At 43.9% G+C, this 21,082-nt stretch carries 19 protein-coding genes; 7 read left to right on the forward strand and 12 right to left on the reverse strand.

All coding sequences use genetic code 11. The annotated features are described in order from the left end of the window. Positions 1-70: 70 nt before the first annotated feature. Both MiAbW_RS03660 and MiAbW_RS03665 read right to left on the reverse strand, forming a co-directional pair. A complete protein-coding gene (locus MiAbW_RS03660; RefSeq protein ID WP_151694967.1) occupies positions 71-1,633 on the reverse strand; it encodes an iron uptake porin in 1,563 nt (520 codons plus the stop codon). A 270-nt stretch (positions 1,634-1,903) separates the two neighbouring features. After that, positions 1,904-2,467, reverse strand: a complete 564-nt coding sequence (locus tag MiAbW_RS03665) for a thylakoid membrane photosystem I accumulation factor (RefSeq protein ID WP_151694968.1) — start codon at positions 2,465-2,467, stop codon at positions 1,904-1,906. Positions 2,468-2,515: 48 nt separating this feature from the next. On the opposite strand from MiAbW_RS03665, the gene MiAbW_RS03670 reads away from it, so the two are divergent. Both MiAbW_RS03670 and MiAbW_RS03675 read left to right on the forward strand, forming a co-directional pair. Then, positions 2,516-3,010, forward strand: coding sequence for a J domain-containing protein (locus MiAbW_RS03670; RefSeq protein ID WP_151694969.1), 495 nt, complete (start codon positions 2,516-2,518; stop codon positions 3,008-3,010). 9 nt (positions 3,011-3,019) lie between these two features. Further along, on the forward strand, positions 3,020-3,292 hold the full coding sequence (locus tag MiAbW_RS03675) for a DUF3143 domain-containing protein (RefSeq protein WP_002770501.1): 273 nt from the start codon (positions 3,020-3,022) through the stop codon (positions 3,290-3,292). Positions 3,293-3,330: 38 nt separating this feature from the next. On the opposite strand, the gene arsS is transcribed toward MiAbW_RS03675, so the two are convergent. The 3 genes from arsS to MiAbW_RS03695 form a co-directional block, all read right to left on the reverse strand. Continuing rightward, positions 3,331-4,308, reverse strand: a complete 978-nt coding sequence (gene arsS, locus MiAbW_RS03680) for an arsenosugar biosynthesis radical SAM (seleno)protein ArsS (RefSeq protein WP_151694970.1) — start codon at positions 4,306-4,308, stop codon at positions 3,331-3,333. Between the two features lie 288 nt (positions 4,309-4,596). Further along, positions 4,597-5,571: an arsenosugar biosynthesis arsenite methyltransferase ArsM gene (arsM, locus tag MiAbW_RS03690; protein WP_202981342.1), complete on the reverse strand. Its 975-nt coding sequence runs from the start codon at positions 5,569-5,571 to the stop codon at positions 4,597-4,599. A gap of 267 nt (positions 5,572-5,838) precedes the next feature. Next, complete coding sequence (locus MiAbW_RS03695) at positions 5,839-8,214, reverse strand: ATP-binding response regulator (protein WP_151694973.1); 2,376 nt, start codon at positions 8,212-8,214, stop codon at positions 5,839-5,841. A gap of 278 nt (positions 8,215-8,492) precedes the next feature. Here MiAbW_RS03695 and MiAbW_RS03700 point away from each other — a divergent pair, with 278 nt between their 5' ends. The 3 genes from MiAbW_RS03700 to kaiC all read left to right on the forward strand — a co-directional run bounded on the left by MiAbW_RS03700 (position 8,493) and on the right by kaiC (position 11,549). Beyond that, positions 8,493-9,422, forward strand: a complete 930-nt coding sequence (locus MiAbW_RS03700; protein WP_151694974.1) for a circadian clock protein KaiA — start codon at positions 8,493-8,495, stop codon at positions 9,420-9,422. 56 nt (positions 9,423-9,478) lie between these two features. Next, a complete protein-coding gene (gene kaiB, locus MiAbW_RS03705; RefSeq protein ID WP_002733742.1) occupies positions 9,479-9,793 on the forward strand; it encodes a circadian clock protein KaiB in 315 nt (104 codons plus the stop codon). Positions 9,794-9,986: 193 nt separating this feature from the next. After that, complete coding sequence (kaiC, locus tag MiAbW_RS03710; RefSeq protein WP_151694975.1) at positions 9,987-11,549, forward strand: circadian clock protein KaiC; 1,563 nt, start codon at positions 9,987-9,989, stop codon at positions 11,547-11,549. Positions 11,550-11,570: 21 nt separating this feature from the next. Here the strand turns inward: kaiC and MiAbW_RS03715 are convergent, their stop codons facing one another. The 7 genes from MiAbW_RS03715 to MiAbW_RS03745 all read right to left on the reverse strand — a co-directional run bounded on the left by MiAbW_RS03715 (position 11,571) and on the right by MiAbW_RS03745 (position 18,503). After that, complete coding sequence (locus MiAbW_RS03715; protein ID WP_151694976.1) at positions 11,571-12,566, reverse strand: lysylphosphatidylglycerol synthase transmembrane domain-containing protein; 996 nt, start codon at positions 12,564-12,566, stop codon at positions 11,571-11,573. Positions 12,567-12,726: 160 nt separating this feature from the next. Next, positions 12,727-13,824, reverse strand: a complete 1,098-nt coding sequence (locus MiAbW_RS03720; protein WP_151694977.1) for a sulfotransferase family protein — start codon at positions 13,822-13,824, stop codon at positions 12,727-12,729. 5 nt (positions 13,825-13,829) lie between these two features. After that, a complete protein-coding gene (locus MiAbW_RS03725; RefSeq protein ID WP_151694978.1) occupies positions 13,830-15,218 on the reverse strand; it encodes an aspartate aminotransferase family protein in 1,389 nt (462 codons plus the stop codon). A 507-nt stretch (positions 15,219-15,725) separates the two neighbouring features. Then, positions 15,726-15,959, reverse strand: coding sequence for a photosystem I reaction center subunit IV (locus MiAbW_RS03730; RefSeq protein ID WP_151694979.1), 234 nt, complete (start codon positions 15,957-15,959; stop codon positions 15,726-15,728). 79 nt (positions 15,960-16,038) lie between these two features. Continuing rightward, positions 16,039-16,668 (reverse strand): DUF6391 domain-containing protein, encoded by a 630-nt coding sequence (locus MiAbW_RS03735; protein ID WP_151694980.1) that lies wholly within the window; start codon positions 16,666-16,668, stop codon positions 16,039-16,041. Then, positions 16,665-17,786, reverse strand: a complete 1,122-nt coding sequence (locus MiAbW_RS03740; RefSeq protein ID WP_151694981.1) for a tetratricopeptide repeat protein — start codon at positions 17,784-17,786, stop codon at positions 16,665-16,667. Before MiAbW_RS03740 ends, MiAbW_RS03735 begins: the two co-directional genes overlap by 4 nt. 15 nt (positions 17,787-17,801) lie before the next feature. Further along, positions 17,802-18,503 (reverse strand): 16S rRNA (uracil(1498)-N(3))-methyltransferase, encoded by a 702-nt coding sequence (locus MiAbW_RS03745; protein WP_151694982.1) that lies wholly within the window; start codon positions 18,501-18,503, stop codon positions 17,802-17,804. A gap of 128 nt (positions 18,504-18,631) precedes the next feature. Between MiAbW_RS03745 and MiAbW_RS03750 the strand changes: the two genes are divergently transcribed. After that, a complete protein-coding gene (locus tag MiAbW_RS03750) occupies positions 18,632-18,958 on the forward strand; it encodes a hypothetical protein (RefSeq protein ID WP_151694983.1) in 327 nt (108 codons plus the stop codon). Between the two features lies 1 nt (position 18,959). Then, positions 18,960-21,011, forward strand: a complete 2,052-nt coding sequence (locus MiAbW_RS03755) for a DEAD/DEAH box helicase family protein (RefSeq protein WP_151694984.1) — start codon at positions 18,960-18,962, stop codon at positions 21,009-21,011. Positions 21,012-21,082: the final 71 nt, after the last annotated feature.

Consider the following 21,082-nt stretch of genomic DNA (forward strand, 5'->3'; position numbering starts at 1 on the left):
CCAGCCGTCGATAGATGATATCAAATCCCGTCATACTTTATCTTTATCTTTGACCGGCTGCCTAGACAAATCAGAAAGTAAAAGTCGTGCGGATAGTACCGATAACTAAGGTGGAATTGTTGTTATTTGAGTTGGGAGAAGTAATCACGATTACCCCCGGAGTAAGGGCAATATTATCGGTGAGTTTCCACTCATAAAATCCTTCGATATGAAAGGAAGTATCGGGATCATTAGTGGAACTGCCATCATTTAATCTAATACTAGAACTAGATACCCAGGGCTGCATACCAACAATAATACCGGCCGTATTTCCTTCCTTAAATAAATCAGGAAAAGCCAAAGTTACCGCCCAATTCCAGATATCTAAATCCCCGCGTTCTAGTTGTCCATCTAAGGTGCTAAGAGTTCTCGCTTTTGTGTAACCTCCCCAACCACCGAGGACAAAACCATCGACAATTCGCCAAGTAAATTGTAAACCCAAACTATTATTAATAGTCGGGACAGCCTCCCCGAATAGTTCTTCGGTGAAAAATCGGAAATTCGAGCGCTGGCTTCCCGTTCCCGTATCTAATTGGTTATAACCATGAAAGTAGGATAAAGCAATGCCAAAATTCTCGTTTGGAACATAACCCAGCTGCCCTAGGGCAGTATAGGAACCGTTAAATAAACCCGCTCCTGGGTTAGGATCGTTAGCATCCCCAGCAAGATAACCGGCGCTGAATTGCAAAGCCCCATAATTACCCTGTAAACCGAGTCCAGTTTGTCCGGGGGCAAAATAAAGGGGATTGCGGGTACCAAAAGCGGAAAGCGCCCCACTAGAACCATCTCCATCCAAAAAGTTGAGGGTATTGGTAAAGTCATCTTTAGCACCTCCCGTCGCTTCTAACCAGAGGTAGATATTTTCCGTGACGGGGAAACTGTAGTTTAAAACTTCTAGTAGTAAATCGTTGCCGTCGGGTTGGGTAAAGGCTAAGGTACTTGCAAAAGTTCCGGTGGTATCGGCTAAATCAGCAATATTTCCCGTTGCTAGACGGGTATAGAGTAAATCTTTGCCTGTAAAGCTAGTATTTAATTCTAAACGGGCCCGATAACCAAAAGCTGGCACTTGGGGAATCCCTTCACCACCGTTTTTTTCTCCTGTGGCTACCCCATATAATGCCATCACCACTTCCCCAGTTAATTTAGTGGTGGTGGAAAATTGATTATTTTCCAGAAAAGCGACTCGATTTTCTAAGTTATCAACCCTAGCACCCAATGCCGCTAATTCTGTCTCGAATTCGCTGACTAATCGCTTGATTTTGTCTAGATCTTCTTTTAATACCGCCACTCCTTCTTGAATCAATCTTTCTAGGGTATTTAAGCAGGCATTCAACCCAGCGGCAAATTCCCAACGAGTTAAAGCGCGTTCACCGCGAAAAGTACGGTCAGGATAACCTACTATACAACCATACCTCTCCACGAGACTTCTTAAGGCCTCAAAAGCCCAGGCGGTAGGAGAAACATCCCGCAATTGATTCACCGTCGTCACCTGTGCCATGGGGTTACTAGAGAGGTTTTCGAGACTATTAGCCAGTACCGGACCAGAAAAACCCAGTAATATCGCTGCTGTTAGGAAATTTTGCTTGATTTTCATTGCTGTCTCCCACACTTACAAGAATGATTATTGTTCTCAATATAATCAGGTTAGCAAACTTTTTCCAGTCTGACACTGTTGCAAATATTTTTCGAGTGTTATTTCAGATACAATCTGAATTGTCTAGCATTTATTGGTTAAAATAAATCTTAAATGATAATAAAATCAATAAGTAAATAATTTTATTGTTCCTAAAAACAAGATAGAGACGCTGCTGACAGCATCTCTAAATGATTATTTTTGGTTCAATTGAGGATAAAAAAGAGGTAACTAGCGCAATTCAGCGTTAAACTCGTTAAAAGAGCGTCTTTTTAACTCTACCGATTCCGATCGAGGCAAAAGATCAAAAACCTTTCTTAAGACATCATCCACATCTTCATATTTAACATTGCCCAAACCATCATAAACCACTTTACCTTGTTGGTCTAAAACCACCGTTTGGGGAACCCCACCGCGATAATAGTAACCCGGTTCATCGGCACGATAGGAAGACTTTAAGGGGATAGAATCGACACTCACGGGGATAATACTGGCGGCGCGACCGTAAAACTCTTGAAAACGGGAGACAATCGCCGCAAATTGCTTACAATCACTACTATCATCCAAATAATAGACAATAATAGCCGGAATTTTCCGTTGAAAAGTTTCCGCTAAATTTAAACGCGGTGGTACGAGGGAACCATTACCCGCATAGACCACAAAAATATTACCATCGAGGCGATCATCATCGATCCCCGCATAGGCGCTAGAGGTTAGCCAAGGAGACAAACTCGTCAGGGCCATAATAAGAAAGACAAGACAGATCTGAAGACGCAGCCGATAACAAGATTTCATGATCAACAGAGTTAAAATATTAAGACAATTTTCAGTGTAAAAAATCTTGTGACCTTCGAGCGCGATAATTCCCAAACTACCCCGCGAGTCATTGCCGCTAACTCGCGCTTTGCCGATACCTATTATGCCATTCTCGGGCTACATCCGAGCGCCTCAGTGATCGAAGTGCGACGCGCCTATCGGGAACTCAGCAAACGATACCACCCCGATACTACCGAACTCAGCCCCGAAGTGGCAACGGTTAAATTCCAGCGTCTTAACGAAGCTTATGCCACCCTGAGTAATCCCGATCGCCGTTCCCTGTATGATTTACAGATAGGTTACTCCCGCTGGAATGTCATCCAAACTATCCCGGATAGCGATCAACCCATAGCTAATCGTAGCGCCTATCTCGATCCGACCGATCGCCCCCTATCTTCGGGAGAAATTTTCGCTTTGTTTATCTTGGGACTGACTCTGCTCGGCTGCTTGTTACTAGCGGTGATTATTGCTATGCTTCGAGGAGAGAATGCCGTCACTATAGCCCAATTATTTTTGATTTAGATTCATGCGATGAAGATTCCCACTGCTGATACTCCCCTCTATAATCATCCCTTACCGGCGATCGAAGCATGGCTAGTTAAATTAGGTTGTCGGAAAAATACGGAGAATGTCCACTGTTGGACTGTGGAAAAACCGACATGGAAAGCGGAAATCTGTCTCGATATCGAAGAAATCACCGTTCGTTACTTTCGGGCAGCAAATGACGGCAGTGACATCAATCGCGCTTTTAAATACTCCCTTAGTCGCCAAGATATCGAATCGGCGGTTTTTTCTGGTCCTTAATCATTAGCCAAACTTTTGACCACCCCTAGTACATTTGTTCAGGTTGAAATCAAAGCTCCTCCACAACTGGAACCGCTGCCGGCAGTGCAACCGTAGCAATAGGAAGCGGTTTGCACCTCTGCAATTACATCTAAACTATCCGCTTGTAATAAATCCGGCAGGGTTAATTTTTGACCTTGACTGGTGCAAGCGGCCAGACCCTCCATCTGATTAAAATCGCAGTCATAGATATTACCCAAATAATCAATGGAAAGCTGATTACGACACATCAAATGCGCGACAGTATCGCCATTAAAATGATCTTCGAGGAATTGAAGATAGGGTTGATAGAGTTGCCGGTGTTCCAGATGGAAGAGCGTTCTGCCGACGGGTAGGTTAGTGATAGTAAACAGATTGTTAAAAGAAATATTAAAATGTTCTTGCAAGAACTTTTTGTAATCCCGTGTTAGGGATACCTGATCCGGTGTGAGAGAAAAATTATCTGACTTAGGAATCTGGGGATTATAGACTAAATCCACAATCAAATTCGGGTCTTGAGCGTAGCCAAGACGGTTCAACCATTGTAAAGCGGCGATCGATTGATCATAGACTCCCAGACCGCGCATTTTATCCACATTATCGGCAAGATAACAGGGTAAAGAAGCCACCACCCGCAGCTGATGGCCAGCGCAATATTCAGGAATGTCAGTAAATCCTTTCTCGAAATAAATAGTTAAATTCGAGCGCACAATTACCTCTTTTCCGGCTTTTCTAGAGGTTTCCACAATTGGCTTAAAACCGTAGAGCATTTCCGGAGCACCGCCAGTCAGATCGACTGTTTTAATTTGGGGAAATCTTGCGATCAGTTCGATAATTTGTTCGCACACTTCTGGAGTCATTTCTTCGGAACGACCTGGACTAGCTTCCACATGACAATGGCTACAGGCAAGGTTACATCTTTTCCCCAAATTAATTTGCAGAACCGAGATTTTTTGCTTAGTTAAAGGAGTTTTTAGTTTCTCAACAAAAGGAGTCATGGGAGAGTAAACAGTAATCAGTAAACAGTAATCAGTAAACAGTAATCAGTAAACAGTAATCAGTAAACAGTAATCAGTGAACGGTAAACATTGAACAGTAAACGGTAAACAGTAATTAGTAAACAGTAAACAGTGACCAATAACTAATCAATGATAACTGATAACTGGTAACTGATAACTGATAACTGATAACTGATAACTGGTAACTGATAACTGGTAACTGATAACTGATAACTGATAACTGATAACTGGTAACTGAGGGATCGAACTTGTCTCGACGCTGCTTTTTTAACAGCAACCGCCTCCGTTATAGTGCCAAGTGGACTCGGTGATGAGGATATCTTGGGGAGAGGAGCGAGCTAAGTTGCCCGCAGTTTTATCACAGACGGCCACCGGCAATCCTTTGGCTAAAATATGCCCGGCACCATCATCGAAAATTGCCTCCGTACCAGTATAAATAGCAGTTTTGCCCGTAAAAATACAAGCCCCATCTTCGGGAATAGCTACTTTAAAAGCAACGGAATCCAAACTTTCTAATAGGAGCGGATCGGGTAAATTATAACTCTGACAGTCCAGTAAACGATAGGGACGACGGGTCCGAATTTCTACCTGACCAAAACCAGCAGCGATCAACTGTTTAATATAATCCTCGTAGGTCAAGGCCCCCGATAGACACATAGCCCGTAAACGCTGATCTTCTTGCAAATGTTCAGGAATGGGACGAGTGGCGATCGGATCGCTCATCAGTAAACGTCCTCCCGGTTTTAAGACGCGAAAAGCTTCGCGTAAAGCTAACTGTAAATCGGCTGGTTTAAAGATATTAAAAAGACAATTCTGCGCCACCACATCGACGGAGGCATCCTCCACCGGCAATTCAAAAGCGGAACCATCTTTAATTTCCACAAAATCCAGACTAAACCAGGGATTTTCCAGCAACGCTTCGCCGAGATTTCTTTGGGCTGCCCAACGCATTTCCGGCACTGGATCCACCGCAATGACTCCCCCCGGACGACGGGAAAAATAGGCGAATTGCAGTGCTTCTAAACCACCACCCACACCCACATACAAAACCCTGGGAGAATTGCCCAATTCATTAACCTGCACCGTCGTGCCACAACCATAGTTCATCTCTTGCATAATGGCGGGGATTTTTAACCCTGGCAATTGCAAAGGACTGCTTTGGACACAACATAACCCCACTTCGGGAGTTTGGGCTACTTCGCTGTAAAATTTGGCAGTGGCTTCCAGATAAGTCATTTTCAATCTTGCCTCTATTTGGCATCTTTAACTTAAGAACTTAAGTGATTCTAGTACAACAGGAGTCAGGATTCAGGAGGCTGCGAGGCAGGAGACAGGTGTTGGGGGTTGGGGTTTTGGGGTTTTAAGTACCTAAGCAAAATTAATTACACATTTCGATAAAGCTTTTGCCTATTGCCTATTGCCTTTTGCCTATCCTAACCAAGAAATTAATTTTGCACGACTAATTAGTTCAATTTCCCCACTTCCCCACTTCCCACTTCCCACTTCCCTTTACCGCTCTCTATGGCGAGAAAAAGCCAGATCAGCAGTCTCGATTACCTTTAATAGCTGTTCGATGCGGTTTTCCGTCGGGGGGGCTAAACAGGGAAAAACGGCTAAACCAGGGATTTGATTGGCTACCTCGGTGACAGCCACATCAAGGGTGACTAGGGGTAAATTAGCTAGGGTTTGCGACTCGCTCAAGGTTTGCAGATAAGAGTATAAATCTTCTGCGATCGAACTATCAATTAGGATAGCATCCACCTCCCAGACAGTGGCCAAAAGTTCCGCCTGTTCGCAACTATCGGCCTCGATAAAACGATAATTTTCCCGGACTAATTGATTATTCCAAATCCAGCTAAAGGAAGATAAATCGGAGAAATTGGGGGCATAATGACCGTGTAAACGCAGTAGAGTCGGAGCAGTGCGCCGTTTTTGGCTAGGAACGGGGGAAACGGTCAGATTTAGGCAAGCTTGCAGGGCTGCCGAGGTGATCGGAGGAACCAGAAAACTATCGGCTCCTTGCTGTTGACTGCGGTTGCGATCGGAATCGGCGGCGGTGACAATAACTTTTATCTCTTTGGTTTGGGGATGGGATTTCAGCAGTGTTAACACATCCCAACCGGATAAGAGGGGGAGATTGGGATTGAGAAAAACACAACGGGGTTTTAACTGACGGGCTTTTTCGATCGCCTCAGTGCCGCTACGGGCGATAATGGCTTTTAATCCCAATTCACTCAAGCGATCAACAAACTGTTCGATCACTTGGGGATTAGTTTCCACCACTAACACCAGACGCTGGGGAGTGGCTGACTCTTGGTCTGTTGCTTGGGGATGAACTGGCAGCAGTAAAGTAAATTGACTGCCTTCCCGGGCCTTGGAGACAAAGGATAGATCACCACCGTGACAACGCGCTAATTTTTGGCTGAGGACTAAACCTAAACCCGCACCCTCAAATTGACGGGTGAAAGGACTTTCTAGCTGTTGGAATTTCTGAAAAATCAGATGCTGGGACTCGAACGGAATACCGATCCCCGTATCCCAGACGGTAAAAGCCAGCCAATTTTCCCAACTATTGACTTTAATGCCCAAATTACCGCCATCAATGGTGAATTTCACTGCGTTATCTAACAAATGCACTAACATCTGTTGTAAACGGGCTTCATCGGCCAGGACATAATCTAACCCCGATTCGATGTCAAGACGATAGCTGCCGGGGAGATCGAGACGTTGAGGATACTTATCGACGATGATATCGTACACCCGTTGACAGAGGCGATCGATTTTGACTCTAGCTAAAGTTAATTTTAGTTGTCCTGTCTCTAGGCGGGTTAAATCGAGGAGATCATTGACCAAAGCCATCAACTGGCGACCGCTGCGATAGATTAAATCGGCATATTTGGACTGTCGGGGGTTAAGTTCACCGATTTTTTGTTCCCGCAGCAGATTGGAGAGACCGATCACGGCGGTGAGGGGCGATTTAAACTCATGGCTGACACAGGCGAGAAATTCATCCTTAAGACGATTTAAATGGACTAAATCGGCATTTTTAACCGCTAATTCCTGACAATATTGCTGTTGTTCCGTGATATCGGTGGCCAAAAGTAACCACAGTCCTGAAGCTTTCTCGATCAAAGGATAATTATCCGTTAAATTTAACGGCACAGACAACAGGCGCCAAGTCTTGGCTAAACCCGATGTCAGCGTTTCTAGACGCTGGGGAAACAGGGGGGGAGTGGGGGATGGGAGGGTTAGGGGGTCATTAACTAAAGCAAAGGGAGATTTATCGATATTAGCGGGGAAAGCTGCCCCGATTTGTTGACACCAAGCCTGATTTTGGTATAAAATACCCGATTCTGGACTGTAGAGCAGCAGCGGCAGCGGTAATTGTTCCAGAAATTCCAGAGGACGATCGCTGCTGGCGGGGGGGATGCGATCGCTGATGCGGGGCGGCGGGGGGGGATCATCGAGAATCGATCGTCCGAGACAAAATTGGAGAAGTTTACCCGTGTCTAAGCGTCCTAACAGTTTGCCCTGAGCATCGACTAAAATAGGGGCTAAGGCGATCGCTTCTCCCGTCAGGGTGCCCAGAAACTCACTCACAGCCATGCGCGAGTTAAGAGGGATAATCGGGCGCAGCCAACCGCTTAGATTTAGGCAGTTTGAGGAGGGGTTTCTGATTTCGGGGTACTGTTGTTGATAGAGGAGGTAAGCAATCAGGGTTTGACTCTCAATCAGTCCTAGGGGACAATACCTCTCATCCACCACCACGATCGCGTCTGGATTGCCCGTGTTAATTAAATCGCAAAGACTGGCCACGTCAATAATTAATTCACAGGCAGTGACAGATTGATTAAAGTGATGGAGACTGAGGGTAACGCTAGGCATGGGGATAATTGGGGAGGGCGGTGGCGGTAACTTTAGGGCATAATTAACAAACTGATGGCCAAACTATTAGTCGTCCTAGAACTTGAATTTACCTTGATTATGACGCTCGCTCATCTAGACGACCGATCCATTGATTACAATTAACTACGATACCCACTGCCAAAAAGCAAAGTTAACTTTTAACTTCCCCAGGCTGATGGCGAGGGGGTTGTCTTCTCAACGGAGAAAGCCTAACCTATTGTTTGTCAATTTCTATCTACCTTGCGGGTGAGAAAACATTGCCTCCGAGACTGACTATTTATGCTTTTGTCCCAACGGACTCACCCTTGACGGGAGTGAGTTCACCTCTGGGGCTGGTTAATTCTTTGACGGCTTTATTGGCTAATGAACGATATAATCTAACCCTAGGGTCGTCTTCTAGCGAATTACTGGCTAATATCGAGGCACAGAAGGAGAAAATCGATTGTTTGCTGGTGGTTTTTCATCCTTCCCTACAGCCGACTTTTAATCAACTCTACGAAGCGGGGATTTTACTGCCAGTAGTGATCATTGTCGCTGACAAGAAGATCACTGCCGGGACGAATGACTCTCCCACCTGTCTCTATCATAGTGCGGAATTACAAATTACCGTCAAGGAATTGGACAGCATCATCTCGGTCATCGACCAAGCGATCGCTAGATTTCTCCATTTAGCTCCTAACTGCTCTTTTTCCGAGCGTACTACGATTGTTAACCAACCGAATCCCGTGGCCAATAATCACAGTTTTCTCCTCCTACAACAGCGCCGTTTAGCAGAAAAATTAAAAGAAAGACTCGGCTATTTAGGTGTTTACTACAAACGCAACCCGCAGCTATTCTATCGCAATCTTGCCCCAGAGGAAAAAAAAGAATTACTGCGGGAAGTAAGAAGAGATTATCGAGAGATTATTTTAAATTACTTCCAACAGGATTATCCGATTAATCAAGCGATCGATGAGTTGGTTAATAATGTCTTTTTTACCGATCTTTCAGTCTCGCAAATTCTGGAAATTCACATGGAGTTAATGGATGAATTTTCCCAACAGTTAAAATTAGAAGGCAGAAGTGAGGAAATTCTCCTAGATTATCGTCTCGCCCTCATTGATATCCTTGCTCACTTGGGGGAAATGTACCGTCGTTCCATACCTCGCGAGGATATCCCTGATGATTTATTATTGGGAATAGACTAAAATCTCCCCAATAAATAACAATGAACTCATATCCCCAGCCCCTTTGATCTTAACCTATGAGCGTCTTTAAAAAAACCTATGTTTTAAAACTGTACGTCGCCGGGAACACCCCCAACTCCGTGCGAGCCTTAAAAACCCTGAAAAATATCCTAGAAGAGGAATTTCAGGGAGTGTATGCGCTCAAGGTGATTGACGTGCTGAAAAACCCGCAACTAGCGGAGGAAGACAAGATTCTCGCTACTCCTACCCTCGCGAAAGTCCTCCCTCCCCCAGTGCGGAAAATTATCGGTGATTTGTCCGATCGAGAGAAGGTTCTGATCGGGTTAGACTTACTGTACGAGGAAATTCGTGAACGAGAAAATGATAGCTAGGTCTTTGGCCATAGGTGATTAGACGGGTTATATTTATTGAAGGAGAAATGATCGGGGCGTAATCTAGTACGTCTATGGGAAAGTCAAGAGTCAACGGAAATCAAGATGGTGTAAAGTGTCTAGTCAGGCTTGATATGTTTCTGTGGAAAAATTAGATAAAAATCCTACTCTTTAAATATTCGCTGGATAAATAATGACTCAATCTAACTCTAATAGCCAATCGAATCCACCGATTAAACCCAAAGGTGTTCGCAAAATTAGAACCCTAATTGAAGGTTTTGATGAGATCACTCACGGTGGTTTACCCATAGGGCGAACTACCTTAGTTAGTGGCACTTCTGGCACGGGAAAAACCCTGCTTGCCGTGCAATTTCTCTACCATGGGATCAAGTATTTTGACTATCCGGGCCTGTTTGTTACTTTTGAAGAATCTCCCACCGATATTATCCAAAATGCCTATAGTTTTGGTTGGGATTTAGAAGAATTAATTGACCAGGGTAAATTATTTATTCTCGATGCTTCCCCAGATCCGGAAGGTCAAGAGGTGGTGGGTAGTTTTGATCTTTCGGCCCTTATCGAGCGCATTCAATACGCAATTACCAAATATAAAGCCAAACTGGTATCAATTGACTCTGTAACTGCCGTTTTTCAGCAGTACGAAGCGGTGTCAGTGGTGCGGCGAGAAATTTTTCGGCTCGTGGCCCGGTTAAAATTATTAGAAGTGACTTCAATTATGACCACGGAACGTATCGAAGAATACGGAGCGGTGGCCCGTTTTGGTGTAGAGGAATTTGTCTCTGATAATGTGGTAATTATGCGGAACGTGCTAGAGGGAGAAAGGCGACGCAGAACCGCAGAAATCCTCAAATTACGGGGAACAACCCACATGAAGGGCGAATATCCCTTTACTATCACCAATGATGGCATTAATATCTTCCCCCTCGGTGCGATGCGTTTAACTCAGCGCTCTTCTAATGTCCGCATTTCTTCGGGAGTAAAAACCCTGGATGATATGTGTGGAGGCGGTTTTTTCAAGGATTCGATTATTTTGGCCACAGGAGCAACCGGTACGGGTAAAACTCTCTTAGTCAGTAAATTTTTGGAAGAAGGCTGTAGGCGGGGGGAGCGGGCGATTTTGTTCGCTTATGAAGAATCTCGCGCCCAATTGTCCCGAAATGCTTCTTCTTGGGGGATCGATTTTGAGGAGATGGAACGCAAGGGATTATTAAAATTGTTGTGTTCTTACCCCGAATCGGCGGGATTAGAAGACCATTTACAGATGATTAAGTCGGAAATCTCGGAATTTAAACCCTCCCGCATTGCTATTGATTCTCTATCGGCGCTCGCGCGCGGGGTGACAAATAATGCTTTTCGGCAATTTGTGATCGGGGTGACAGGATACGCCAAACAGGAGGAAATTACGGGATTTTTCACCAATACCACCGACCAATTTATGGGAGCGCACTCGATCACCGAATCCCATATTTCTACGATTACGGACACGATTTTAATGCTGCAGTATGTGGAAATTCGCGGCGAAATGTCGCGAGCGATTAATGTCTTTAAGATGCGCGGTTCTTGGCATGATAAAGGGATTCGTGAATATACTATCAGTCAGGATGGAGCGGATATCAAGGATTCTTTCCGCAATTACGAGCGGATTATTAGTGGTTCCCCGACTAAAATTAGCGTCGATGAAAAGACTGAATTATCGCGGATTGTTCGCAATGTGCGTGAAAAATTACAGGATGAATAATCGGCAGTCGACTGATGGAGATTATTTTGAAGAGCGATCGGGTAAAGTTGGTCTTAGGGAAAATAACCACCAGATCAACAAACCTAATATAATCCAGAGAATATCTTTAACCCGGCGAATTACAGAAATCGCTAAACCTAATTCTAGACTACCGGTTAAGGAAGCACCCAGCAGCACTAAAGAACCTTCTAAAGTACCGATATTAGCGGGAATAAAAAAGGTTCCAGCGCGCACCAATTGGGCAACAGAATCAAATAACCAAGCATCGGCAAAACTGATCGGATGTTGGAGAAACTGCATTAAAACATAGATTTCTAAAACTCCGAGGGGCCAATTGAGAAAACCGACGATCAAGCCATTTCTAAATAGGGGCAGATTTCGATAAAATTCCCCTAAACGATCATCGACACTGCGAAGATTTTCTAAAGGTTTAGCTAGGCGATCGCCTAAAAAAGAATGACCTAATCGATTAACTATTCGGGAAGATAAACGGAATCGCTGAATCAAGAAAAATATCAGGATACAACTGGAGAATATAGCGAGACTTAATCCAGTAAAAGTTTTAAAAGAATTGGAGAATTTTGGGGAGGCTAGGAGCAGAAAAAAACCGATAATTGCAAAGAAGACAAGGGAAGCAGTATTTAACGTTTTCGTCAGAATTATCGAGGCACTGGTTTCTTTATAGCTAATCTGATAGTGAGTTTTCAACATCACTGCTTTAAAACCTTCTCCTCCCAAAGAAGCGAAGGGAGTCACGCGATTAAAGGCTGCCCCTACCATGTAAATTAATAATAGGCGAATTGTCCATCGAGGTTGGATAGGAATGCTTTTAAAAGTTAGTTGCCAAGTAAAAACATCGGTGAGGAATTCTAGGAAATAAAAAATAATTACTACTGTCATTCCCCACCAACCGACTAGGGTGATTTGTTGCCAAACTTCTTGTAGATTTGTTTGGCGTAAAATTACCCCTAGTAAAACAAAACCTAAACCCAGAAAGATAAATTTAAGATATTTCATAAGTAGTAATGCAAAATTAATTTCTTGGTTAGGATAGGCACTCATGCAATAGGCAAAAGGCAAGAAGTAGTTATACTAAATCCTGTTTAAAAGGTATAAAAGAGCGGGAATTATGACTTATGACTGCTCACTGATAACTGCTCACTGAAAAAGCTGATAACTAAAAATAATTCCAACGTTGAATAAATGGGAGCCAATGAGATTCGACTAACTCGATCGCTTTGGCATCTGGGGGATAATTATTTTTTTTATATCCTTGCAGACTGGCGATATATTTCTCAAAGCGAGGCCTAGATATTTTTAAGTCGGGAAGTTGCAGTTGATCGTAGATTTTCTCAATTTGTTCTAGGGGGTTTTTTTCTAAATCCTCAAAACGAATTTCTACAAAACTATCTGCGGGTAAATCGGCGCTATCCCGCAGGAGAGAATTGAGCATTGGGGGATAACTTTTCAGAATTGTCTGCTCGATTTCATCCGTGGATAAATTATCGTAGGATTGCAGTGCTAGTTCCGGTAGGATGCGGGTAAAAAAGTGGCGGGTTGAGGGAAAAACTAGATAGGGATTGCGGTAGATATGAATAAATTTAGCATCGGGCCAGATAGCTCGCAATCTGGCGATGTGTGCCGTATAAACGGGGTTTTTGATTAGTAATTGTTTGCCTTTTTGATGGATGGAAACTTTTTTTAATAGATGAGTATGCCAACGCTGCCAAGTGGCGATTTCTTTCTCGCTGCAGCCTTGAAAAAAAACCCCTCGATCGAAATGATACTGAAAACGTTGGGGAAAGTATAAACCATGGTAGTAGGAAAGGGGGATCATGCTGGCCAGGGCGATCGAGTCTTCTTGGGGTGAATCGGGAGTAACAGCGACGTTATCCACATGGCGATCGCTTGGTAGGGCCAATTCTAGCAGCGGTTGAAATAAGCGGACGATGCCGAGGATATCCCAGGGTAATCCCACCGCTAGGGGCGAAATATAGCCAAAATGCTCCGATTGACCGAGTAAATTGTGCAGATGGGTCGTGCCGCTGCGCCAATAGCCGACAATAAAAATGGGTGCTTTTACCTGCACGCGGCGCTCATAAAACCCTGTCATCAAAATCCGTTCTAGGGTAGAAAAAGGCAGTCGCGCCAGGGTAACTGCCAGGGAGAGGGTTGCTGGGGCAAAATTGGGGCGATCGATGCCGCCATTGGTCAAAAATAAACGTAATAGAGTGCTAAGGTTGCTACCGCAGAGGGGATGAAAGAAACTGGACATATTAACTATTTTTTAGCGTTTTTTTGGCGGATAGCTTGGCTGGCCAAGGTTTTACCGAATTCCCAAGCGGCCCCAGGAAAGCGGTGAGCATCAGCGACCACATCTTTAACGGCGGTGACAAGCCAACGGCAATCCTCATCGGAGAGGGTGAGGGGGGGGATAAACTTAATGATATTCATGCCATGGCCAGAAACTTGGGAGAGGATTTGATGGCGGGTAAAGAGAGGAACGACGATTAACTGGGAAAATAGCCCTTTATTGGCAGTTTCTAGCATTTTCCAGGCGGCTTTTAATGACCAACTGCTCGGCTCGGCAAATTCCAAGGCGATCATCATACCCAATCCCCGCACTTCCCGCAAACATTCGTACTGATCTACGAGGGGCTGTAGTTCTGCGATAATTTGTTGACCGATTACAGCCGATCGCTCGACTAATTTTTCCTCCTCAATCACCTGTAAAGTGGCAATACCGGCGGCCATGGCCAGATTATTTTTACCAAAAGTGCTACCGTGAACCACAGAACGATCCATGCGATCAAATACTTGATCGAAGATCCAGCGACGACAGAGAACCGCTCCCACTGGCACAAAACCGCCCGAAAGAGCCTTGGCAACACATAAAATGTCCGGTTCTACCCCCCAATGTTCCACAGCCCAAATTTTGCCAGTCCGGCCTAAACCGGTCTGCACTTCATCGGCCACAAAAAGAGTGCCGTAACGACGACAAAGGGCAGCCGCTGCGGGGAGATAGTTCGGTTCGGGAATTCTCACCCCGTGACCTTGGATCGGTTCGGTAATAAAAGCCGCTACGTCTTGGTTAATTAGAGCTTTTTCGAGCGCAGCCAGATCGCCGAAGGGTATTTCCTTAAAATCGGCCACAAAAGGCCCAAATCCCTCACGATAATGGGGATCGCCGGTGGCGGAAAGGGAACCCATGGTTAACCCGTGGTAGCCTCCCTGACAGTAAACAATTTGGCTGCGTCCGGTGGCGTAGCGGCTGAATTTAATGGCGGCCTCGACGGTTTCTGTGCCGGAATTAGCAAAGAAAACTCGTTCTAATCCGGTAGGTGCGATCGCTGCTAACCGTTCCGCCAACAATCCGGCTAGGATGGAAGCATCCAATTGGACTAAATTGGGCAATGCTGCCGTTAGCACTTCCTGTAAAGCTTGAACAATCTTGGGGTGATTGCGTCCGAGAGCAAAAACACCAAAACCACTCAGTAAATCCAGATACTTTTCCCCCTGATTGTCGAATAGGTACGGACCTTCGGCTTTAACGTAGTGGCGATCGTAGCCGATCGTTTTTAGTACCCTAACCATCTGGGGGTTTAGGTATTGTTCGTGGAGGGTAAAGTTTTCTTCTAGTCTTTTTTCTATCAGTTCTAAAATGCTCATAAATTCCAGATTTGATTACTGAAAAACTAATTTTTAAACACCTCAAACCCGATTATGTTAATGGCACATTATCATGATTCTTGGTTATTGAACATTGTATATTATTAAATATATTCTGTCAAGTATTTAGGGAATCATCTAGGATAATTAAACTAATTAACTCTTGTTGGCTAAGGGTTAAAGCGAATTTGAGATAATTTATTAGTCATTTTTTATATGATAGAAGCGCATCGTGGCCAGTGAGGTTATCGAACTGCTTGCGCCCAAAATGTAATATCAGTAAATAGTAAACAATGAACTGATAACTGATAAGTACCTAAGCAAAATTAATTACACATTTCGATAAAGCTATTGCCTATTGCCTATTGCCTTTCTTCACTGGGAAATTTATTTTGCACGACTACTTAACTGATAACTGATACAAGGCTGATAGCTATAAAAAAACCGACTGACAAGAGGGGATTCCTGTCAGTCAGTCGGTGATAATCGGCCGAATTTTATCCGGCTTTATTTCTTAGCGGGGGCAGCCTTAACGAGTTCCAATTCACTTTCAGCGAAGTTATTGGTATTCAGTCCACTGGCGCTGCCACTAAAACCGGCGTAGTTAACAGTGTCAAAACGAACGATAACGGGATAGAGGATACCACTTTTATCAACACTGGCTACGGTTCCCACATCGTTGTACCAGTAAGACTCTTTACGTTTGATTCTAACTTTGGCTCCGCGTTCGATTCCAGGCATAGGTGTTGTTTTTTTTTAAGGGTTTAGTTAACAGGTTACAATCAGAGCGAGTTTGCCGAAAGGGTTTTTACTTTAAGTTTTATTGCAAATCTTGCCACTCTGTTTGGACAAAATGCCCCGAACGTCCCCATAGGTCTGCCTTTGGTGCAATGTTAACGATTGTTAAGTTAAAGGGAATGGCCGTAGTCAGGTATTTTTGGGCCGACATTCCCACATCTGGCCCGATTTGAAAAGCGGTGGCGGTGGCTAAACCTAGGCCTAATAACTGAGAAATCGGACCTCTGGGGAAGATAAGATGAGTTCCTAAGACTAAGCCGGCGGTTAAGGCTAAAGTTACCGATAAATTGGTGCCACAACGCGGATGTAATGCCAATTGCCCCTCGCCATTTTTGAGACGATGGAGTGCCTGTTTGGCCGCAATTTGCAGTTCATTTGTATTAACCTGTCCGTAGAGATAAAAACCCCTATCGGTGGAGAGTCCCCCCAGGGCTTCGTTATCCGCTGGGGAATGGTCAAAAGGCGATTGACGACGGGCAGCCATTTCGCTTAATACCCAGACGGTGGCGTGTTCCAAGGCGTGAACCTGTCGCAGGGTCAGAAATTCTTTGAAACCGGGGATAAAGCCGATTTGTGCCAGTAAATCGCTGTCTTGCTGGGGCGAGGGGTTAAACCAGTGGAAAGAGGGGTTAGAAGGGCTACTAGGGGTCATAAAGTTGGGGTAGGGGGAGTTTTTTCGAGGAAGATGAGGGTGCTATAGAGTTGAAAGGCGGTGTCCCAGTAGGTGTCTTCAATGCGTAATAAGTCCAAATGGGGATTGACCATAGGCAGTAATTCGTAAAAATCGGCGGTGGTTTCGGCAAAAGTGGGAAAATCTGACCACAGGGGAACTGCTGTTAGTTTTTGTTTTAGGTAAGAAGCGAAATGATTCCAGTTGTCCCGATTGGTGGCCTGTCTTTCCCGACTTTGTTGGTGGTCGGAAAAAGTAATCCCCGCTTGAAAGTTGTAAATGCGATCGCAAATACGGATAATTAAATCCTGTTTTTTCAAATGTAGATCAATAATCTGGGCATAATCAAGAATACTAATTTTTCTCACTTGATTGCGGCGCGCATCCATATCGACGCATTCCCCAAAAATCGGCAAGATTCCCTCTACCACGGCGGTAACTTCTGACCAATCAAAAGTTATACTTGCGGTTAGGTCGTGGGCAGATTGATAGACTAGGGTGGCTTCTGGTTGGATAGCCAGGAAATATCGAGCTAAATAGACCTTAGGACGGTTAATCGCTGTAATTGACTGGCAAAAACAGGGAATTCCTTCTTTTCGCAAGTCGTCAACATATACTTCTAATTCTGCCATCGCCCCGACTCGATACAAGCGCCACGAACGGCTAGGGATTTGTAAGCGGGCGCTATAGGCATCTATTTTAAATATTTGGGCAAATTTTAAAGCTAAAGGCTGTTTTTCTTCGTTAGCCACCGGTTCAAGAATTAACAGCCCCATTTCTCGATTACTAGGGTTGGTTTTGGCTTTTTCGAGGGCAGCCTGTCGCTGTTGTTGTTGCTGTTCCACTTCCACCCGTTCAATCGCTTCTAAGCGGGCGATTCCTTGACGAATTTGGGCGATAAGTTGAGGATTAGCGCTAACTTGCAACATTTTTCGGTATTCTTGCCCTGCTAGTCCGATTTCTCCCTTGATTTCGTTTAAACGCGCTTGGTAGAATTTCAGCCAAGGGTTATCGTTTTCTAGGGTCTGGAAGTCGTTGACAAGACGGGCGGCAGTTTGATAGTCTTGACGGTCGAGTGCTTCAGCAATTTCTTTGAACATAGAAACTCCAATCAATTAGCTGTCTAAATAGGCGTTAATGATAGCAAGAGCCACTAAGGGAGCGGTAATTGTTCTCAAAATGCGTTTTCCCAGTGATACAGGTAGAAAATCAGCGGCGAGCGCTTGTTCTATTTCTGCCTCCGTCCATCCCCCTTCCGGTCCGATGGCCATGGTTATCTCGGTTGATGTTTGCAATTGAGAAAGTAGCGGGGCCACTGTTCTACGGGTAACACCAATATAACAAGTTGTCTGTGGGTTAGCTTCCCGGTTAAGGATGGCTAAAAATGGTTGTGGTTCTTCGATAATGGGAATAATCTGTCTTTCGGATTGTTCTACAGCTTCCCGGGCAATTTTTCGCCAACGGTCAATTTTTTGAGGACTAGGATTGACTAAACCGCGTTCTGTTAACAGCGGGATAATCCGATAAACTCCTAATTCGGTGGCAGCGCGAACGATATCATCAAAGCCATTTTTGGGAATTGCTACCATTAAATTCACTTGTACTGGTAGTTCGGTAGTTTCGTTTATCGTTTCTAAAAGATGGGCCGAATTATCAATTATTTCTGCTAACCACGCTTGTCCTTGTCCATTTAGGGCAATAAAACGGTCATGGGATTTTAAACGAACAACTTTTTTAAGATAATGACTTTGTTCGGATGTTAAGGCAATTAACCCGTTTTCTAGGGTATTAAAATCAAGGAGAAGACGATAATACAAGGCAGTTTAGTCTATATTGCTATTGTGATCAGAATCACTGTCAGCTATCTATTTTAGCTTTTATGGTGTTTTTGTATAGGGTAGATTAGCCTAAAACCTTGATCATTAACAAACACGGGAATTGATTAATGAATTTACTAGGCATCGTTTTATACTCTTTTACTGGGGTGCTTTTGTTGGGGTTAGCTGTAGCTATCTGGTGGTTAATCGATACCCTATCTTTATCCTCCACTAAACCAAAAAGAACCACTTCTAAAAATAATCGTCAAAATTTGCCAATCAGTCAGCCTAAACTTTTCTACTTAGAAAGAGAACTTTTAACCCTCGTGAATGGAGATAAAGCTTTAGCGACTCGATTGCTTTTAAATATTAGATTGAGAAATCCCCAACGCAGTAAAAGCTGGTGTTATGAAAAAGTTATTTATGATCTAAAACGAGATCGAGGAGGAATTTAAATTGCCATTACAACAATTAGACCTATTAGAAGAATATCGCAGTGATCGCCATAATCTCATCGCCGATTTTTATCTACCTTGTTTAGCACAATCTACCCTCTATTGTCGAGCAGTCGGCTTTTTTTCTAGTTCTTCCCTTGTCTCTCTAGCTAAAGGATTAACTGCTTTAATTCGCGGAGGTGGAAAAATGCGTTTAATTGCTTCTCCCTATCTCTCGAGAGAGGATATAGAGGCGATTACTCAGGGATTAAAGCAAAGGGAAGAAGTGATTACTAAATCTTTGTTATCAGTTCTAGAAATTGACTTAGACGAAATTACTAAAAATCGTTTTGCCTGTTTAGCGTGGCTATTAAGTCAAGGAGTCTTAGAAATTAAATTAGCCATTCCCAAAAACTTAGTTAATTTTGGCTTATATCATGAAAAGTTAGGACTATTTATTGATGCTTTTGAAAATGCGATCGCTTTTACTGGTTCTGCGAATGAAAGTCACAGCAGTTTACAGGATAATTTCGAGTGTATTGATGTTTTTCGCTCTTGGCAATCTCAGGAACAGCTAAGAGTCCAGAGAAAAATTGATAATTTTGAAAAACTCTGGCACAATCAAACTCCCCATCTAGATATTTGGGATTTTCCCGCAGCAGCAGCCCAATCTCTCTTAAAATTTCGTCCTGATTTTCCACCCACTACCGAACCCGATAGCAGTAGCAAAAAAACTTTTAAAGTTGCCGCCGATACCAGCAAATATCAGTTATCCTCTCCCCTAAAAATAACACCCCAGCCCCGTCAAATTGAGGCAATAAGTGCATGGAAACAAGCCAAATATCAGGGGATACTCGCCATGGCAACAGGGGCGGGAAAAACGATTACAGCCCTGGCTGCCGCTAGTGGTTTATCAAGGTTGGAATTAATTGTTATCGCTGTACCCACTAAAGAATTAGTCCAGCAGTGGGTGAAAGAATTAAACTGTCGAACTACCTATGCTTTTCCTGTGGTAGCGATGGGTAATTCTCGTGCTTGGCGTGAGGTTTTATTTCGCAAATTACGGTTAATTAATCATCAAGAATTGCCCTCTCAGAGATATCCTGTAATTGTGGTAGGAACCTATGGAGAGTTGGCTAAAAATACCGTTAGTGATTTAATTACTGATGCGGGAGGTTTGCCAAAAGAATCTTTATTAATTGCCGATGAAGTTCACGCTACTGGTGCGGGAGTTTATCAGCGTCTTTTACGGGATGATTTTAGTTATCGTTTGGGTTTATCGGCAACTCCTTTGCGTGCCTACGATGAACTCGGTACGGAAAAAGTTTTAGATTATTTTGGGGGAATCGTCTATGAATACGGGTTAGAGTTAGCTATTCAGCAGGGGATTTTGTGCGAGTACGATTATCACGTTTATGTCACCTATCTCGCAGAAGAAGAACAGGAAAAATATCGTCAGTTAACGGCAAAAATTGCTCGCTTATTTACCCAAGAAGACAGTAAAGCAGTGAATTGTTTATTAATTCAACGGGCGCAATTAATTAAAGCAGCGGGGGCAAAATTAACTATAATTGATCGTATTCTGGCTGAACACACATTAGAACAAACATTAATTTATTGTGCCGATATTGCCCAAGCAACTGCTATTAGTACCCGATTGGCGCGTCAGGGAAAAAGAGTCGCTCGCTATAGTTCCTTAGACAGCGATCGAGTTATGTTATTATCACAGTTATCTTCGGGAAATCTTGACGCATTAGTGGCAGTAAAATGTCTCGATGAGGGAGTTGATATCCCACAAGTCAGTCAGGGAATTATCCTCGCTGCTGATGCTTCTCCTCGTCAATTTATTCAACGTCGCGGCAGAATTCTCCGGGCAGCCGTGGCCAAGAAGAAAGCGACTTTAATCGATGTCTTGGTGGTTCCCCCTTGGGGCGATGGTGAGGTAAAATTAATTGCATCGGAGATCAAAAGAGTTATTGATTTTGCCCGGGCAGCCAGCAATCAAGCTACAGTTATCAACAGATTAGTCCAAGAATTAAGTTACTATGGCCTTACCTATTCAGATCTGTTATAAAATTTATCATCATCAAGGTATCTCTTGGCAAATAAGAATTAAGACTTGACAATCCCCACTCCCCAACCCCA

The sequence above is a fragment of the Microcystis aeruginosa NIES-4325 genome (genome assembly GCF_008974145.1).
Lineage (GTDB): Bacteria > Cyanobacteriota > Cyanobacteriia > Cyanobacteriales > Microcystaceae > Microcystis > Microcystis aeruginosa_G.

What these genes read in the sequence shown, in the direction of transcription:
- MiAbW_RS03730 (WP_151694979.1), bottom strand. Translation starts at nt 15,959, where the DNA reads ATGCCTGGAATCGAACGCGGAGCCAAAGTTAGAATCAAACGTAAAGAG.
- MiAbW_RS03725 (WP_151694978.1), bottom strand. Translation starts at nt 15,218, where the DNA reads ATGAGCATTTTAGAACTGATAGAAAAAAGACTAGAAGAAAACTTTACC.
- kaiC (WP_151694975.1), top strand. Translation starts at nt 9,987, where the DNA reads ATGACTCAATCTAACTCTAATAGCCAATCGAATCCACCGATTAAACCC.
- MiAbW_RS03660 (WP_151694967.1), bottom strand. Translation starts at nt 1,633, where the DNA reads ATGAAAATCAAGCAAAATTTCCTAACAGCAGCGATATTACTGGGTTTT.
- arsS (WP_151694970.1), bottom strand. Translation starts at nt 4,308, where the DNA reads ATGACTCCTTTTGTTGAGAAACTAAAAACTCCTTTAACTAAGCAAAAA.
- kaiB (WP_002733742.1), top strand. Translation starts at nt 9,479, where the DNA reads ATGAGCGTCTTTAAAAAAACCTATGTTTTAAAACTGTACGTCGCCGGG.
- MiAbW_RS03720 (WP_151694977.1), bottom strand. Translation starts at nt 13,824, where the DNA reads ATGTCCAGTTTCTTTCATCCCCTCTGCGGTAGCAACCTTAGCACTCTA.
- MiAbW_RS03715 (WP_151694976.1), bottom strand. Translation starts at nt 12,566, where the DNA reads ATGAAATATCTTAAATTTATCTTTCTGGGTTTAGGTTTTGTTTTACTA.
- MiAbW_RS03740 (WP_151694981.1), bottom strand. Translation starts at nt 17,786, where the DNA reads ATGTTCAAAGAAATTGCTGAAGCACTCGACCGTCAAGACTATCAAACT.
- MiAbW_RS03750 (WP_151694983.1), top strand. Translation starts at nt 18,632, where the DNA reads ATGAATTTACTAGGCATCGTTTTATACTCTTTTACTGGGGTGCTTTTG.
- MiAbW_RS03665 (WP_151694968.1), bottom strand. Translation starts at nt 2,467, where the DNA reads ATGAAATCTTGTTATCGGCTGCGTCTTCAGATCTGTCTTGTCTTTCTT.
- MiAbW_RS03675 (WP_002770501.1), top strand. Translation starts at nt 3,020, where the DNA reads ATGAAGATTCCCACTGCTGATACTCCCCTCTATAATCATCCCTTACCG.
- MiAbW_RS03695 (WP_151694973.1), bottom strand. Translation starts at nt 8,214, where the DNA reads ATGCCTAGCGTTACCCTCAGTCTCCATCACTTTAATCAATCTGTCACT.
- MiAbW_RS03735 (WP_151694980.1), bottom strand. Translation starts at nt 16,668, where the DNA reads ATGACCCCTAGTAGCCCTTCTAACCCCTCTTTCCACTGGTTTAACCCC.